This window comes from Klebsiella sp. R445 (assembly GCF_051131755.1).
GTDB classification, from domain to species: Bacteria; Pseudomonadota; Gammaproteobacteria; order Enterobacterales; family Enterobacteriaceae; genus Klebsiella; species Klebsiella lignicola.
This window is the reverse complement of record NZ_CP180446.1, coordinates 4,493,204-4,509,847: the sequence shown is the minus strand read 5'-3', so window position 1 is coordinate 4,509,847 and position 16,644 is coordinate 4,493,204. Positions and strand designations below refer to the sequence as shown.

The window sequence follows — 16,644 nt, the reverse complement described above, 5'->3', positions numbered from 1 at the left end:
TTCCTCTATAAGGGAAACGCAGGGAACAGTAGGGTTCAGGCGGGACCAGCCCGCCCGTTTGAGGTTCAGGAAAAAATGCCGCTTTGCAGGGCATGGTGAATCAAATGCGCCTTATCATGAGCAGGATTGATGTGCAGAAGCTGCTGCATCACCTGCTGGCTGGCGGATACGTTGCCCAGTCCCAGATGACCAAGCGCTTCAATAAACAAGCAGTGTTGTTGATGCTGCTGCTGAGCTGATACATCGAGGACCACCAGGTCCGGGAGAGAGACGGCGAAAAAGTCAGCCTGCGGAACGTCATCCCGATGCTGTTTCGCCCAGGTGATAAAGCTGCGGAAATGCTGCTCGGCCTGGGCGGTATTGCCGCACTTACGTAAAGCCATGCCCTGCCAGAAAAGATAATCGGCGGGTTGATCGTTGTAGTAGCGCCCGGCATCCAGCGTAGAGCCGCCTTGCAGAGCGCGCTGATAGTACTGCGCTGCCTGCTGCATCTCTCCGGACTGCTCCGCGCAATACCCCAGCAGATACCAGATATCGTTATCCGTCTGCCCTGGCAGCCGCCCCTCCCCCAGGTTGTGGGGATAGTGCAATGCCTCCTGCAGATATTGCGCCGCTGACAGGTACTCATGTTGTGCAACAGAACATAACGTCCGGTGAAGCTGATTAAGCAAGTACTGGCCGGTCATCTTCCCTTCGCCCCCTTCCCAGGGGTGAAAGACCCGCGAGCTGAGCACAGAGGCCGCTTCGGCGTAATGACCGGTGATGTGCCACAGGCTTAACAGTTCAGCGGTCAGATCATCGCGCTTGTCTACCACCGCCTGACGTGCCGCCAGCGTCTCCAGGCGTTCAGCCACGGGAGTACCCAGTAATTTCTTAAGAAAATCAAGTTCAAAGAGGAAGCGGGCGTTGTCTGGCTCCAGCGCGACGGCGCGTTGCAAACAGGCCAGCGCCTGCCGCGCATCCTGCTGTTTGTTCCAGGCGTAGACCCCCAGCAACCGATGTGCCGGTGCATAATCCGGGGATGTTTCCAGCGTCTTGCGCCAGCAGCCTACCGCATCGTCATAGCGCCGCTTGCTGTACCAGAAACAGCCCAGCAGATACTGCGCAAAGGCGCTGTCGCCCAGGGCTTGCAGCATCTGGACTTCGTCGAGCATGTTGGGGAAACGAACTTTTCGGGCATGGCACTCTTCGGCCGCTGCGATAAATTGTTCCCGTTGCGTCGCGTCATGGCTTAACGAGGCTCGCCACAGCAGCGGCAGCGCCTCCTGGCTATCCAGCAGCGCGAGCACCTCTGTTGCCGCCTTTTTTTGCCCAAGCGATAACAGCCACCCCGCCAGCAGGCTGGCGTTAATCCCTCTGCCCCCGGTCACACGTAACAGATTCTCGCGGGCCTCATCGCCAGGCGCAATCATCCAGCGCACGCAGTGCAGCGGATAGCTCAGCGGATAGCGCTCAAGGCAGGCGGCACTGTATTCCAGCGCGTCATGAATCGACGCAACCTGCGCCAACGCCAGCGTTTTCAGCCCCATCGCCAGATGGTTACTGCTATTGAATTGCAGGCTGATATTCACTTTTTCCAGCGCGTCGGCCATATCACCGCGCTTCATCGCCAGGCGTGCCAATGACCACCAGGCCCCATCGCGACAGTTGCCGCTCCAGGACGCTTTGTAATAATGATCCCAGGCACCGGCATCATCGCCCTGCCGTTCGAGGGCATTGGCCAGCAGCATACTGGCCTCGCCATCGCGCGGGTTTTTATTCAGCCGATGGGCGCGGCGCAACGCCGCACGGGCACACTGTTCAGCGCAGGCCCAGTCGGCGCTATTGAACGCCAGCGTCCCCAGAGCGACGTTGTTGCGATAATCTTGCGGATCCAGAGCAATCGCCCGGCGATAGTAGTCGGCGGCATAGCGGCTTGCGTGGTTGTACTGTTCAAGATGCTGGCCGATAAAATAGAGTTCATCGCCATTGTGGAGCGCTTCCGGCAGCGCTGGCGCGGTGGCCGGTTCGGGCAGCGGGGTTTCCTGGGCCAGATGCTCCCGATAGTCCAGCAGCGCCTTGCCTTCGACGGTTTTCACCTGGAGCGTCAAACGTCCGGCGCCGTTTTCCGGCAGCGTCTGGAGCCAGCTCTCACCCGGCCTGAGCGACAATTGAGTTTCATACAGCGGCTGATTGTCGTCGCTGAGCTCAACCACGATATTCTCCAGCGGCGCAATGGCATACACGCCGACCTGTAGCTGCTGAGATTCGCGAACCAGCTTCAGCGCCAGTTGCGTGTTGGCATTTTGCACCATCCCTAACTCGCTGTAGGGAAGGAAGTTTTGCACAAACGCCTTTTCTTCATAAGGCGCAAGCCAGGTAAAGTCAGGCTGGTTATCGGTGAACACGCCGGTCATCAGCTCAATGTAGGGACCATTTTCATCGGTCAGATTGCGGTCCCAGGCCTGGCCGAAATCACCGTAGCCCCAGCTCCACTGTTTTTTACCCGGCGAAATATGGTGATCGGCGACATGCAGCAGCCCACCGCGCTCATCATGGTGATAAGCGCCGACAAAATCGTAGTCCGATTTCTCGGCCATATAGGAGGTTGGCACCGGGACGTTCTTATAGCGGGAGATATCAACGCCTGCGGAGTAGTCCACTTTGTAGTAGGTGCCGGTCGCAATCGGGAACGCAGAGACGTCACGCTTGCCGTGGTCGAAGACCGCGGTCACATCCGGTGGGAACACGCTCTGATGGGCATCGCCGCCTTTGACTGCGGGGTTGGCCCACCACAGGAAATGACGTGGCGTCGAATTACCATTAAACACCTTCCCGGTGATTTCAATCAGCGCGCGGTCAGGATAGAGCGTAAACCCGGTCATGACCTGCAAACCGCGCATCGGCTCAGCTTCCCCCATCCATACGGTCTGCGCACCGTCTTCTCTCTGCTGGATCGAAAAATCGACCGGCATAAAGGTGGTCGGACGGTGATGCTGTGGCCAGTTGAATTCAATGCCGCCGGAGATCCACGGCCCAAGCAGCCCCACCAGCGCCGGCTTAACCACTTCGTTGTAATAGACAAAATCGCGTTGTTTGACTTTGTCATACGCCCGATGAATGCGGCCCCCAAGCTCCGGCAGCAGCATGATGCGAATAAAGTCATTCTCCATCCAGAGTGCCTGATATTCGCGCATTTCCCGCTCGCCGGTCAGCGTATCAATCACGCCGTAGGGATAGACGCTGCCGGAAGAGCCCTGATACACACGTTTCTCAAGGAACATCGGATTCGGATCTTCCGTACCCGTCGTCCACGTCGGTAATGAAATCGTTTCCTGCCAGACCTTAACCGAACCGTACATGACGCCTCCACTAAAACAAATAAAGTAAAAGATGTTATGACAGCAGTTTATATCGCTATATAGCTGCTAAAATGCGCAATGCTCACGCAATATAGTTAAGGGAGTTAAGTGTATGCAGCGGACCGGTTTCAATAACGCCCGGGTCAGGCAGGCCAATAAATCTGTTTTTCTTTCCCACCTCTGGCGGGCGAAGCAGCTCAGCAAATCGCAGCTTTCTCAGCTCAGCGGTTTATCTATCCCGGCGGTGAGCAATATTCTCGGCGAGTTGCTTAGCGATGGACTGATTAGCCACTCCAGCGAAAAGATGAGCAACCGGGGCGTCAATAGCGGAAGTTTTCAGATCCCGCAGCACGGTGCCTGGACGCTATGCATGAACATCACGCCGACCAGCATTGAATATCAGCTTGCCGACGCGCGCTTGCTGGCCACCGGCCCTCTCCAACACGTGCATATCGATGCTCCCACGCCTCAGGCTCTGCTTGCGGCCATTGCCGGCTGCTGGCAGGAAGTCCATCGTCAATATCCGCAGTCGCGCATCAATCTCGCGCTGGGGGTGCATGGGCAGGTCGATCCGGTGACCGGGGTTTCGCAAACCATGCCCCAGGCGCGCTGGAAAACGCCGGTGGAATTAAAATACCTGCTGGAAGAAAAGCTCAAGGTTCGGGTCATGGTCGACAACGACTGCGTGATGCTGGCGCTGGCGGAAAAGTGGCAGAACGATGGGCATCCCCTGGATTTTTGCGTGATTAACGTCGATTACGGTATCGGTTCATCATTTGTGATCAACGATCAGGTGTGGCGCGGCAGCCTCTACGGCAGCGGACAAATCGGCCATACGATCGTTAATCCTGACGGCATGGCCTGCGATTGTGGCCGATACGGCTGCCTGGAAACGGTGGCATCGCTCAGCGCGCTGAAGAAACAGGCGCGGACGTGGTTAAAAACGCAGCCTGACGCCGGTCCCTCGCCGGAGAACATCACCACCGAGTCGCTAATGAACGCCTGGAGAGCAGGCGATATGCATATTCGCGCCTGGGCCGACAGCGCCGCCAACGCCATTGGCTTAAGTCTTTATAACTTTCTGAATATTTTAAATATTAATCAAATCTGGCTCTATGGCCGCAGCTGCGCTTTTGGCGAGACGTGGTTAAGCACTATCGTCAAACAAACCGGATTTAATCCCTTCGACCATGGTGATTCTCCCCGGACGCACGCCACCCAGATTGGCTTTGGCCAACTGAGCCGCCAGCAGCAGCTGCTCGGTATCGGTTATCTGTACGTGGAGGAGCAACTGCAGGCTTTGCGCTGAACGCATGCGGCATGTGGCAGATCGCCAAACGGTGTATTACGTTTATAAGACTCATCTTCACAACGGATTGATTATGAACACACTACGCTATTTTGATTTTGGTGCTTCCCGCCCCGTGTTGCTGTTGATCGCCCGTATTGCGGTGGTGTTGTTGTTTATTTTGTTTGGCTATCCCAAACTGATGGGCTTTAGCGGCACGGTACAGTACATGGCGTCCTCCGGCGCTCCGCTCCCGACGCTGTCGGCGATTATCGCCATCGTGATGGAGGTTCCGGCGGCCATCCTGATTATCCTCGGCTTCTTTACCCGTCCGCTGGCGGTTATTTTTATTTTTTACACCCTCGGCACCGCCGTCATTGGTCACCATTACTGGGACATGACCGGGGATGCGGTTTTACCTAACATGATTAACTTCTACAAAAACGTCAGTATCGCCGGAGCCTTCTTGCTGCTGGCCATCACCGGGCCGGGGTCGCTCTCCCTCGACCGTCGTTAAGCACCGATCGCCAGACGTAAAAAAGGCCGCATTTGCGGCCTTTTTCTTTACGCTTGCGTCACTAAACGTTATGCGTAAACCGGGAAGCGTGCACAGACGTCCAGCACTTTGCCCTTCACGCGCTCAATGACCGCTTCGTCATTGATGTTGTCCAGCACGTCACACATCCAGCCAGCCAGCTCTTTGACTTCCGCTTCTTTAAAGCCACGGCGAGTCACGGCCGGAGAACCAATACGGATACCGGAAGTCACAAACGGGCTCTTCGGATCGTTCGGTACACTGTTTTTGTTGACGGTGATGTTGGCGCGGCCCAGGGCAGCGTCAGCTTCTTTACCGGTCAGGTTTTTGTCGACCAGATCCAGCAGGAACAGGTGGTTTTCAGTACCGCCGGAAACCACTTTGTAGCCACGGTTCAGGAACACTTCAACCATCGCTTTCGCGTTCTTAGCAACCTGCTGCTGGTAGACTTTGAACTCAGGCTCCATCGCTTCTTTCAGTGCGACAGCTTTACCCGCGATAACGTGCATCAGCGGGCCGCCCTGCGCGCTTGGGAAGACGGCAGAGTTCAGTTTTTTGTACAGTTCTTCGCTACCGCCCTTCGCCAGGATCAGGCCGCCGCGCGGACCCGCCAGGGTTTTGTGGGTGGTGGTGGTCACAACGTGAGCATGCGGAACCGGGTTCGGGTACACGTCTGCCGCGATCAGGCCTGCAACGTGAGCCATATCAACGAACAGATAGGCGCCGATGCTGTCAGCGATTTCACGCATTTTTGCCCAGTCAACGATGCCGGAGTAAGCAGAGAAACCACCGATGATCATCTTCGGTTTGTGTTCCTGAGCCTGCTTAGCCATATCTTCGTAGTCAATTTTACCGGACTCATCGATACCGTAAGGAATGATGTTGTACAGCTTGCCGGAGAAGTTTACCGGGGAGCCGTGAGTCAGGTGACCGCCTTGTGCCAGGTTCATACCCAGAACGGTATCGCCCGGCTGCAGCAGCGCGGTGTAGACCGCAAAGTTAGCCTGAGAACCAGAGTGCGGCTGCACGTTGGCATAATCAGCGCCGAACAGCTCTTTTGCACGATCGATAGCCAGTTGCTCAACGATATCAACGTATTCGCAACCGCCGTAGTAGCGCTTGCCCGGATAGCCTTCGGCATATTTGTTGGTCAGCTGAGAACCCTGCGCCTGCATGACGCGCGGGCTGGTGTAGTTCTCGGAGGCGATCAGTTCGATGTGCTCTTCCTGACGTACTTTTTCCTGCTCCATAGCCTGCCACAGTTCGGCATCATAATCGGCAATGTTCATTTCACGCTTTAACATCCGCATCTCCTGCTCAGCTAACAATAGATTACAGCTCTAAAAGGGGGGCCTTTTCGGGCAACGGCCCACAGTATAACTGAATCGTTCTGTGATAACAGGTCTTGACAAAGGATTTTACGCAAACGATTGGCTCCGCATGATACAAGGCTTTGAGCAACAACGACTCCACGATTATCAACGGATTTCTTTTCAGGTTTGTGATGCAAATAATTCATGTTGTTACCACTACAGGGAAAAGTGTTAAAGAACCATTTACATTGCAGGGTTATTTTTATAAGATGCATATAAAATACATCATTTAAATAACTCTTAAGGAAGCTGCTATGCTCGACGCTCAAACCATCGCTACCGTCAAAGCCACGATCCCCTTGCTCGTCGAAACCGGCCCTAAGCTGACCGCCCATTTTTACGATCGCATGTTCGCGCATAACCCGGAGCTCAAAGAGATCTTCAACATGAGCAACCAGCGTAACGGCGATCAGCGTGAAGCGCTGTTTAATGCGATTGCGGCTTACGCCAGCAACATCGAGAACCTGCCTGCCCTGCTGCCGGCAGTCGAGAAAATCGCGCAGAAACACACCAGCTTCCAGATCAAACCGGAACAGTACAACATCGTGGGTGCTCACCTGCTGGCGACGCTCGATGAGCTGTTCAGCCCGGGCCAGGAGGTGCTTGACGCATGGGGAAAAGCCTATGGTGTACTGGCGAACGTCTTTATCAACCGTGAAGCGGAAATCTACCAGCAGAACGCCAGCAAAACCGGCGGCTGGGAAGGCACCCGAGCGTTCCGCATTACCCGCAAAGCCCCGCGCAGTGCCCTGATTACCAGCTTCGACCTGGAGCCGGTAGACGGTCAGCCGGTCGCCGATTACCAGCCGGGCCAGTACCTGGCTATCTGGCTGAAGCCGGAAGGGTTTGAATATCAGGAAATTCGCCAGTACTCGCTGACCCGCAAGCCAAATGGCAAAAGCTATCGCATCGCGGTGAAACGTGAAAACGGTGGCCAGGTTTCAAACTGGCTTCACGCTGCGGCGCAGGAAGGGGATATCGTACATCTGGCGGCACCGGCAGGTGACTTCTTCCTCGACGTCACCGCGCAAACACCGGTAACGCTGATCTCCGGCGGGGTTGGTCAGACACCGATGCTGGCGATGCTCGAAACGCTGGCAAAAACGCAGCATGCCGCCCAGGTTAACTGGTTCCACGCTGCGGAAAATGGCGACGTTCACGCGTTTGCCGATGAAGTTGCCGCCCTGGGCGCTACCCTGCCGGCGTTTCGTTCCCACGTCTGGTATCGCACGCCCACCGCCGCCGACCGTCAGGCTGCGCGCTTTAATAGCGAAGGTCTGATTGAATTGTCCGAGCTGGCCGATGCGCTGCGCGATCCGCAGATGCAGTATTATCTCTGTGGTCCGGTGGTGTTTATGCAGTTTGCCGCGAAGCAGCTGGTGGCGTTGGGCGTGAGCGGCGAGAACATTCACTACGAGTGTTTCGGCCCGCACAAGGTGCTGTAAGCCGGTAAAACAAAGTAGCCCCGGTGGCGCGAGCCTACCGGGGCTACAGATCTATGCGGTCTTACATTTAAATCGCGGCGTCGTCTTCTTCACCGGTACGAATACGAATCACGCGGGCCACGTCGAAGACGAAGATTTTACCATCACCGATTTTACCGGTCTGGGCGGTGCGGATAATGGTATCCACACAGGTATCGACGATATCGTCAGTGACCACAATTTCAATTTTCACTTTCGGCAAAAAATCCACCATGTACTCTGCACCGCGGTACAGCTCGGTGTGGCCTTTCTGACGGCCAAAGCCCTTCACTTCCGTTACTGTCATCCCGGTGATGCCGACTTCGGCCAGCGCTTCACGCACGTCATCCAGTTTGAAAGGTTTAATAATCGCATCAATCTTTTTCATGGTGTTCCTGTCTTTGTCGCGTAACCGGTTGCTTACCGTATCATAGCTTGCGTTATGTTGCGGAGCTACTCTTTAAAGTCGTTGGCGTCGAGCTCATGGCGCGACAGCAACTTATAAAATTCAGTGCGGTTACGCCCCGCCATTCTGGCGGCGTGGGTGACGTTACCTTTAGTAATTTGCAGTAACTTGCGCAGATAGTTCAGCTCAAACTGATTACGCGCTTCAACGAAGGTCGGCAGCGCGGTGTTTTCCCCTTCCAGCGCCTGCTCCACCAGCGCATCACCGATCACTGGTGAGGTAGTCAGCGCGACACACTGCTCAATCACGTTCACCAGCTGGCGCACGTTACCGGGCCACTTGGCCGCCATCAGCCGCTTCATCGCATCGGTGGAAAAGGCGCGGACAAACGGCTTATGCCGGTCGGCAGACTGACGCAGCAGGTGGTTCGCCAGCAGCGGAATATCTTCAGCACGCTCGGCCAGCGGCGGTATCTTCAGATTCACCACGTTCAGGCGGTAAAACAGGTCTTCACGAAACTCGCCGCGCGCCATCGCTTTTGGCAGATCGCGGTGGGTCGCCGAAATAATTCGCACATCGATATCGATATCGCGGTTGCTGCCCAGCGGGCGTACTTTCCGCTCCTGCAACACCCGCAGCAGCTTGACCTGGAGCGCCACCGGCATATCGCCGATCTCATCGAGGAACAGCGTCCCGCCTTCCGCTGCCTGGAACAGCCCTTCCCGGTTGCTGACCGCGCCGGTAAAGGCTCCGCGCGCATGACCAAACAGCTCGGACTCCAGCAGCTGTTCCGGCAATGCCCCACAGTTGATGGCGACAAAAGGCTTGTCGTGGCGCGGACTGGCGTTATGAATCGCCTGGGCGACGATCTCTTTCCCGGTACCGCTCTGGCCGTTAATCAGCACGCTGACGTCCGACTGAGCAACCATCCCGGCCTGCTCCAGCAGACGCTGCATCAGCGGGCTGCGGGTAACAATCGCCTGGCGCCAGCGCTCATCCGTGACCGGCGCGCTTTGCTCAAGTGCATCATCGATGGCTTTATACAGCGCATCTTTGTCCACCGGCTTGGTCAGAAAACCAAATACCCCTTGCTGGGTGGCGGCGACCGCATCGGGAATCGAACCGTGGGCGGTGAGGATGATAACCGGCAGCCCCGGCTGTACTTTCTGGATCTCGCTGAACAGCTGCAGGCCGTCCATCTCATCCATGCGCAGGTCGCTGACCACCAGTTCGACCTTGTCGCGGGCCAGGATTCGCAGCGCCTCAGGGCCGCTTTCGGCGGTGACCACGCTGTATCCCTCGCTGGTTAAGCGCATGCCCAGCAGCTTTAACAGGCCTGGATCGTCATCCACCAGCAGCAAATGGGCGGGTTTACGGATCGTCATGGATCACCTCCGGAACTTTATCGCTTCCGTGACTGCCATCGGTATTAAAATTGCCGCCAGGTTTGCGACTGGAGAGCTGGCGTTCGATATCGGTCAGGTTTTCCAGCTTGCGTGTTGTCAGCTCCAGCTGGCTGCGCAGTTGCTCTTCCTGGAGGCGCAGCGCCCCTAGTTCGGCATCGCTGGACTGTTGCAGCTTCGCATAGCGCGCACGCTCTTCTACCAGCTGAAGCTGGCGGTTCTGACCATCGAGCCACAGCTGATAAAGAGGACGCACCTGCACCGCAATGTGCGCGCTGTAGGTATTCAGGCGAGACACCACGTCGCGCCGCTCGTTGGGCGTGATTTTGGCATCCGCCAGCAGGATCCCGCGCTTAAACGCGTCCTGCCAGTTATTATCGCCGTGAAGCCGGGCTTCAGCCCGCGCCTGCACCGGCGCCAGACGGTCGGCACAATCAATCCCGCGTAGCCAGTACAGCGGGTTTTTATCGCTGGCATCGCTCTTCAGCGACCAGATGTCGGCACAATCGACTGCGAGAAAATCCGCAACCTGATGCTGTGGCAGTTCAGGTTGTGCTTTGTCATGTGCCGTGTGCGGCGAAAAAGAAGCGGAACATCCCGTCAGCGCCAGACATGCGATGCCGCACAGCAAGCGTCCTTTGACAGCACGAACCACTACGAAAAAGTGGGACATATTCACCCGTTGTTGATTCATGTGTTGGTTTTTCCCGACTCAGCGACGGGCAGCGTGATGCGAAAACAGATATACCCGGGTTCATCCTCTTCCAGGCTCAGTTCTCCCTGCATTTGTCGGACGCAGTCCCGGGCAATACTCAGCCCCAGACCGCTTCCCTTCACCGCCCCTTTACGCTGATGACTTCCCTGATAAAACGGCTCGAAAATCATGTTTTTTTCCGCAGGTGGAATCGGTTCGCCGCTGTTGATCACGTCAATACGAACCTGCTCGCCATGCCGGTAACTATGGAGACGAATGTTACCGGATTCAGCCCCATAGTGCACCGCATTGGAATAGAGATTATCCAGCACGCTGATGAATAATGCCGGGTCCGCCAGACAGGTCCGTTCCTCTAGCTGAATCTCGGTATGCATCATTTTAGCCCGGGCGGGCAAACTGTGGGCTGCCACAACGTTTTCAACCAGCTCAGCCAGATTCACGCGCTCACGCGGGACCGGGCCATCCGCCTGTTTGCGGTTGTAATCAAGCAGTTGCTCAATCAGCTTTTGCAGATTGCGGCTGCTGCTATCCAGAATTTCGACAATCTCCTGCTGCTCAGCGGTCAGCGGTCCGGCCACGCGGTCTGCCAACAGCTCGGTCCCCTCGCGCATGCTGGCGAGCGGAGTTTTCAGCTCGTGGGAGAGATGGCGCAAAAACTGATGGCGCTGCGATTCCAGCCACGCCAGGCGTTCGCTCAGCCAGATAATGCGCTCCCCGACAGAACGTAGCTCGCGCGGTCCGGTAAACAGCGCCGCGTTGTCCAGCGACTTCCCTTCCCCCAGCCGGTTAATCATCCTCTCGATCCCCTTTACGGGACCGATAATCATGCGGGTGAACAGCAGGACCAACGCCAGGCTCAGCAAAAACAGCACCAGCGCCTGCCAGCCAAAGAACTGCCCGCGTTCAGCAATCTCCTGCTGCAACTGTTGTCCACGCGAGTACACCACCGTCCGGGTGGCCTGCACCATTTCGCTGTTCGCCGCGGCAAAGGTTTCCAGGCTGGCCCCGGATTTGGTATCCGGGCTGCTGTTGCTGCACTTAAGCTGGGCCAGATCGCTTAACGCCTGGCTCAGCGCCTGCCAGATTTTTTCATCCGGCAGCACGCCAGCATGGGCATCCAGCATTTCGCTGTAGCGTTTGCGCTGGTTCTGATACACCTTCGCCAGCGTGGGGTCGTCCAGCACGCAGTACTGCCGGTAGCTACGCTCCATTTCCAGCGAGGCGTTGACCATCGCTTCACTGCGTCGGGCATCGATCAGCGTCGTACGGTTGATGTGCGCCGCCTGGGCGCTCAGCGCATTCAGGCTCTGCCAGGCCTGCCAGGCTAACACCAGCAGCGGCAGCAGAATCAGCACAAAGGAGAGCGTGACCAGTTGACGCAGGGAACGAGGGAAAAGAGAGATACGCTTCAAGGCCAGGGGTCTCAATGATTAGCTCATAACGATGCCGGGTGAAGACATCACAGCATGACAGGTACTGGCAACCGTGCTGTCGTCAGGAAGGTCACAATATATACCCTAATGCGTTCAAGTTGTAGGGAGGCGATGGATGACCTTGCCAGGTGAAGTACCGCAGATATAACAAAGCCAGGCAGATGCCTGGCTTTGTTAAGGAATAAGGCGGTGCCTAACTCGACGTTTCGCCCGATGGCTGATAAAGCTAGGCTATTATCAATAGTTGGACGGCAGGCACCTTGTTGTGCGTCATTCGAAGTTTATGTAGCGCGTCCCGAAGGGGCTGACATAAGAAGGTGAATGAGCCACTGGTTATTATTATGCAGTAACTGTGCCACATTGCAAAATAATTTATTAACACAATGAAATATAATGTATTTTTAATACTTTTAGCCGCTGACTAACGCAGTCACTTTTTACTCACAGTGTCGCTATTTAGCAACACTTCATAGCTAATTTAATAATATTTTTTAAAATCAATAACTTAAATGTCGCCAATTGGCGACACCACTTTCAGGCGTTTGTCGGCGATCCCCGACACCTGAAAGCGGCCGCTATCACAAATAAAAAAGCCCCCGGTCGATACCGGGGGCTTAATGCGTGTCTGCGGTTAGCCCAGCTGTTTACGCGCGTTGCGGAAGATGCGCATCCACGGGCTGTCTTCGCCCCAGTTTTCCGGGTGCCAGGAGTTGGCAACGGTACGGAATACGCGCTCAGGGTGCGGCATCATAATCGTCGCGCGGCCACTTTCGCTGGTTACCGCGGTGATACCGTTGGCTGAACCGTTCGGGTTCGCCGGGTAGCTTTCCGTCACCTTACCGAAGTTATCGACAAAGCGCAGCGCCACCAGGCCTTTGCTCTCCAGCTGTGCCAGATGCGCACCGTCACGCACTTCCACCTGCCCTTCACCGTGGGAAACGGCAATCGGCATCATGGAGCCCACCATCCCCTGCAGCAGCAGAGACGGGCTTTGCGTCACTTCGACCAGGCTGAAGCGCGCTTCAAAACGGTCGGAGTAGTTGCGCACGAAGCGTGGCCACAGCTCGCTTCCCGGGATCAGCTCGCGCAGGTTAGACATCATCTGGCAACCGTTACACACGCCCAACGCCAGGGTCTGCGGACGATGGAAGAAGGTGGCAAACTCATCGCGCACGCGTTCGTTGAACAGGATCGACTTCGCCCAGCCTTCACCCGCGCCTAACACATCACCGTAAGAGAAGCCGCCGCAGGCCACCAGCGCCTGGAAATCTGCCAGCCCGGTACGGCCGGCCAGCAGGTCGCTCATGTGCACATCGATGGCATCAAAGCCCGCGCGATGGAAGGCAGCCGCCATTTCAACATGCGAGTTGACGCCCTGCTCGCGCAGCACGGCCACTTTTGGACGCGCGCCGGTTGCGATATACGGTGCGGCAATATCTTCGCTGATATCGAAGGAGAGCTTAACGTTGAGGCCCGGATCGTTATCGCGGCTTTTCGCTTCGTGTTCGCTATCGGCACACTCAGGGTTATCGCGCAGACGCTGCATCTGCCAGGTAGTTTCTGCCCACCACATACGCAGCGTGGTGCGGCTTTCGCTGAACACCGGCTGGTCATCCGCAGTGATAACAAAACGGTCACCCGCCGTCGCCTGGCCCAGGTAATGGACGCAATCAGCCAGACCATGAGAGGCCAGCAGAGCTTCCACCGACTCGCGATCCGCCGCGCGAACCTGAATCACCGCGCCCAGCTCTTCGTTAAACAGCGCCGCCAGACGATCGTCGCCCAGCGCGGCGATATCGGCCGTCAGGCCACAGTGACCAGTAAAGGCCATCTCGGCCAGGGTCACCAGCAGACCACCGTCAGATCGGTCGTGGTACGCCAGCAGCTTACGTTCCGCTACCAGCGCCTGCATCGCATCCCAGAAGCCCTTCAGTTGGGCAACATCGCGAACGTCGGCCGGCACATCACCCAGCTGACGATAGACCTGCGCCAGGGCGGTGGCGCCGAGCGCGTTATGGCCTTTGCCTAAATCAATCAGCAGCAGGGCGTTATCTTCTGTGGAGAGCTGCGGCGTCACGGTATGACGGACATCTTCCACACGGGCAAACGCGGAAATCACCAGCGACAGCGGTGAGGTCATCTCGCGCTGCTCGCTGCCTTCCTGCCAGCGGGTTTTCATCGACATCGAGTCTTTACCCACCGGAATCGTCAGGCCCAGAGCCGGACACAGCTCTTCACCCACCGCTTTCACCGCTTCATACAGGCCGGCATCTTCACCCGGGTGACCGGCTGCGGCCATCCAGTTAGCGGAGAGTTTCACGCGATTCAACGCACCAATTTGCGTCGCCGCAACGTTGGTCAGCGCTTCACCCACCGCCAGGCGGGCAGAAGCGGCAAAGTCGAGCAGAGCAACCGGCGCACGTTCACCGATAGCCATCGCTTCACCGTAGTAGCTATCGAGGCTGGCGGTGGTTACCGCGCAGTTCGCCACTGGGATCTGCCACGGCCCGACCATTTGATCCCGTGCAACCATGCCGGTGACGCTACGGTCGCCGATGGTCACGAGGAAGGTTTTTTCCGCCACCGCAGGTAAATGCAGGACGCGATTGACGGCATCAGCCACGGTAATAGGCTGGCGATCCAGCGCTTCACCTTTGACTTTCAGGGTCTGCACGTCGCGGGTCATTTTCGGCGTTTTACCCAGCAGCACGTCCAGCGGCAGGTCGATCGGCTGGTCGTTGAAGTGGGAATCGCTCATGTTGAGGTGCAGCGCTTCGGTGGCCTCGCCGATCACCGCATAAGGTGCGCGCTCGCGGCGGCACAGCTCATCAAACAGCGGCAGCTGCTCTGGCGCAACCGCCAGAACATAGCGTTCCTGAGATTCGTTACACCAGATTTCCAGCGGGCTCATGCCCGGCTCATCGCTGAGGATATCGCGCAGCTGGAATTTACCACCGCGTCCGCCGTCGCTCACCAGCTCCGGCATGGCGTTAGACAGGCCGCCCGCACCGACGTCGTGGATAAACAGAATTGGGTTGTCGTCGCCCAGCTGCCAGCAACGGTCGATCACTTCCTGGCAACGGCGTTCCATTTCCGGGTTATCGCGCTGTACCGAGGCAAAGTCGAGGTCGGCATCGGACTGACCGGAAGCCATTGAAGAGGCCGCTCCGCCGCCCAGGCCGATATTCATCGCCGGGCCGCCCAGAACGATCAGTTTCGCACCCACGGTGATCTCGCCTTTCTGCACGTGTTCGCCGCGGATGTTACCGATCCCGCCTGCCAGCATGATCGGCTTATGATACCCACGCAGCTCTTCGCCGTTGTGGCTGGTCACTTTTTCTTCATAGGTACGGAAATAACCGTTCAGCGCCGGACGACCAAATTCGTTGTTAAACGCTGCGCCGCCCAACGGGCCATCGGTCATGATATCCAGCGCGGTAACAATGCGCTCCGGCTTACCGAAGTCTTCTTCCCACGGCTGTTCAAAACCAGGAATACGCAGGTTAGATACCGAGAAGCCCACCAGGCCCGCTTTCGGCTTCGCCCCACGCCCGGTCGCCCCTTCATCACGGATTTCACCGCCGGAGCCGGTCGCCGCGCCCGGCCACGGAGAGATGGCCGTTGGGTGGTTGTGCGTTTCGACCTTCATCAGGATATGTGCGTCTTCCTGATGGTAGTCATAGCGGCCCTTTTCGCGATCGGCGAAGAAGCGCCCTACCTGAGAACCTTCCATGACTGCCGCGTTATCTTTATAGGCGGACAGAACGTAATCCGGCGTCTTTTCGAAGGTGTTTTTGATCATCTTAAACAGCGACTTCGGCTGCTGTTCGCCATCGATGACCCAGTCGGCGTTAAAAATCTTGTGACGACAGTGCTCGGAGTTCGCCTGGGCAAACATATACAGCTCGATGTCGTTGGGGTTACGCCCAAGCGTGGTAAAGGCATCGAACAGGTAGTCAATTTCGTCTTCCGCCAGCGCCAGCCCCAGACGGAGGTTAGCGTCAATCAGCGCCTGACGACCCTGACCCAGCATATCGACGCTGGTAACCGGCGTCGGCTGATGCTGAGCGAACAGCTGCTCACCCGCTTCCAGCGCATCAAAGACGCTTTCCATCATCCGGTCGTGAAGTTCGCTCGCGACGGTGGCCCACTGCGCTTCGCTCAGAGTGCTGGCTTCTACATAGTACGCCACGCCGCGCTCAAGGCGCACAACCTGCGACAGACCGCAGTTATGGGCGATATCGGTAGCTTTAGAAGACCAGGGGGAGATGGTGCCAGGGCGGGGAGTGACGAGCAGTAATTTACCGGTTGGGGTATGGCTTTTTAAATCAGGACCATACTTGAGCAGTCGCGCCAGACTCTCTCGTTCGTCGCCGCTTAACGGCGCGCTCAGATCGGCAAAATGAACATACTCTGCATATATAGTGCTAACCGGCAGGTTCGCCGCCTGGAAACGTGCCAGCAGTTTATTAATTCGAAATGCCGACAGTGCAGGTGAACCACGCAAAATTTCCATCATAAGTCTCTCGTCTTCGCAGCTTTCAATATGAGCCAGGGGGGAAACGGGCGCCATTATAGTGAATCCTGAGCCGCGACGAAACCGTTTGCGTGGAAATAAAATGATTCCCCTGGTTTATCAATTAATGTGACCGCAGTCGCGAATAAGTTGCCAACTGGCGCATTCTTA

The 16,644-nt window shown here is 56.8% G+C and carries 10 protein-coding genes; 3 read left to right on the top strand and 7 right to left on the bottom strand.

Annotated features, from left to right (window positions below):
* Positions 1 to 65 precede the first annotated feature (65 nt).
* Positions 66 to 3,341 (bottom strand): DUF5107 domain-containing protein, encoded by a 3,276-nt coding sequence (locus ACMYSN_RS21340; protein ID WP_462496084.1) that lies wholly within the window; start codon positions 3,339 to 3,341, stop codon positions 66 to 68.
* Positions 3,342 to 3,453: 112 nt separating this feature from the next.
* Here ACMYSN_RS21340 and ACMYSN_RS21335 point away from each other — a divergent pair, with 112 nt between their 5' ends.
* A complete protein-coding gene (locus ACMYSN_RS21335; protein WP_462496083.1) occupies positions 3,454 to 4,650 on the top strand; it encodes an ROK family transcriptional regulator in 1,197 nt (398 codons plus the stop codon).
* Positions 4,651 to 4,723: 73 nt separating this feature from the next.
* Complete coding sequence (locus ACMYSN_RS21330) at positions 4,724 to 5,146, top strand: DoxX family protein (protein WP_123755397.1); 423 nt, start codon at positions 4,724 to 4,726, stop codon at positions 5,144 to 5,146.
* Between the two features lie 68 nt (positions 5,147 to 5,214).
* Here the strand turns inward: ACMYSN_RS21330 and glyA are convergent, their stop codons facing one another.
* Positions 5,215 to 6,468 carry a serine hydroxymethyltransferase gene (gene glyA / locus ACMYSN_RS21325; protein WP_123755398.1) on the bottom strand — a complete coding sequence of 418 codons (1,254 nt, stop codon included), beginning with the start codon at positions 6,466 to 6,468 and terminating at the stop codon, positions 5,215 to 5,217.
* A 323-nt stretch (positions 6,469 to 6,791) separates the two neighbouring features.
* Here glyA and hmpA point away from each other — a divergent pair, with 323 nt between their 5' ends.
* Entirely contained in the window at positions 6,792 to 7,982 is a 1,191-nt protein-coding gene (hmpA, locus tag ACMYSN_RS21320) for an NO-inducible flavohemoprotein (RefSeq protein ID WP_462496082.1), read from the top strand.
* Positions 7,983 to 8,049: 67 nt separating this feature from the next.
* Here the strand turns inward: hmpA and glnB are convergent, their stop codons facing one another.
* From glnB to purL, 5 genes are all read right to left on the bottom strand, one after another.
* Positions 8,050 to 8,388, bottom strand: coding sequence for a nitrogen regulatory protein P-II (gene glnB, locus ACMYSN_RS21315; protein ID WP_002914032.1), 339 nt, complete (start codon positions 8,386 to 8,388; stop codon positions 8,050 to 8,052).
* A gap of 65 nt (positions 8,389 to 8,453) precedes the next feature.
* On the bottom strand, positions 8,454 to 9,791 hold the full coding sequence (gene glrR / locus ACMYSN_RS21310) for a two-component system response regulator GlrR (protein WP_123755400.1): 1,338 nt from the start codon (positions 9,789 to 9,791) through the stop codon (positions 8,454 to 8,456).
* Positions 9,778 to 10,482 (bottom strand): two-component system QseEF-associated lipoprotein QseG, encoded by a 705-nt coding sequence (qseG, locus tag ACMYSN_RS21305; RefSeq protein ID WP_462498307.1) that lies wholly within the window; start codon positions 10,480 to 10,482, stop codon positions 9,778 to 9,780. The genes glrR and qseG overlap by 14 nt, the downstream gene beginning before the upstream one ends.
* 17 nt (positions 10,483 to 10,499) lie before the next feature.
* Positions 10,500 to 11,936, bottom strand: coding sequence for a sensor histidine kinase (locus tag ACMYSN_RS21300; protein ID WP_462496081.1), 1,437 nt, complete (start codon positions 11,934 to 11,936; stop codon positions 10,500 to 10,502).
* Positions 11,937 to 12,588: 652 nt separating this feature from the next.
* Positions 12,589 to 16,476 carry a phosphoribosylformylglycinamidine synthase gene (purL, locus tag ACMYSN_RS21295; RefSeq protein ID WP_462496080.1) on the bottom strand — a complete coding sequence of 1,296 codons (3,888 nt, stop codon included), beginning with the start codon at positions 16,474 to 16,476 and terminating at the stop codon, positions 12,589 to 12,591.
* Between the last annotated feature and the right edge of the window lie 168 nt (positions 16,477 to 16,644).

Excerpts from the sequence above, each read along its gene's own strand:
- purL (WP_462496080.1), bottom strand. The coding sequence starts at position 16,476 with ATGATGGAAATTTTGCGTGGTTCACCTGCACTGTCGGCATTTCGAATT.
- glyA (WP_123755398.1), bottom strand. The coding sequence starts at position 6,468 with ATGTTAAAGCGTGAAATGAACATTGCCGATTATGATGCCGAACTGTGG.
- ACMYSN_RS21340 (WP_462496084.1), bottom strand. The coding sequence starts at position 3,341 with ATGTACGGTTCGGTTAAGGTCTGGCAGGAAACGATTTCATTACCGACG.
- qseG (WP_462498307.1), bottom strand. The coding sequence starts at position 10,482 with ATGTCCCACTTTTTCGTAGTGGTTCGTGCTGTCAAAGGACGCTTGCTG.
- ACMYSN_RS21330 (WP_123755397.1), top strand. The coding sequence starts at position 4,724 with ATGAACACACTACGCTATTTTGATTTTGGTGCTTCCCGCCCCGTGTTG.
- glrR (WP_123755400.1), bottom strand. The coding sequence starts at position 9,791 with ATGACGATCCGTAAACCCGCCCATTTGCTGCTGGTGGATGACGATCCA.
- glnB (WP_002914032.1), bottom strand. The coding sequence starts at position 8,388 with ATGAAAAAGATTGATGCGATTATTAAACCTTTCAAACTGGATGACGTG.
- hmpA (WP_462496082.1), top strand. The coding sequence starts at position 6,792 with ATGCTCGACGCTCAAACCATCGCTACCGTCAAAGCCACGATCCCCTTG.
- ACMYSN_RS21335 (WP_462496083.1), top strand. The coding sequence starts at position 3,454 with ATGCAGCGGACCGGTTTCAATAACGCCCGGGTCAGGCAGGCCAATAAA.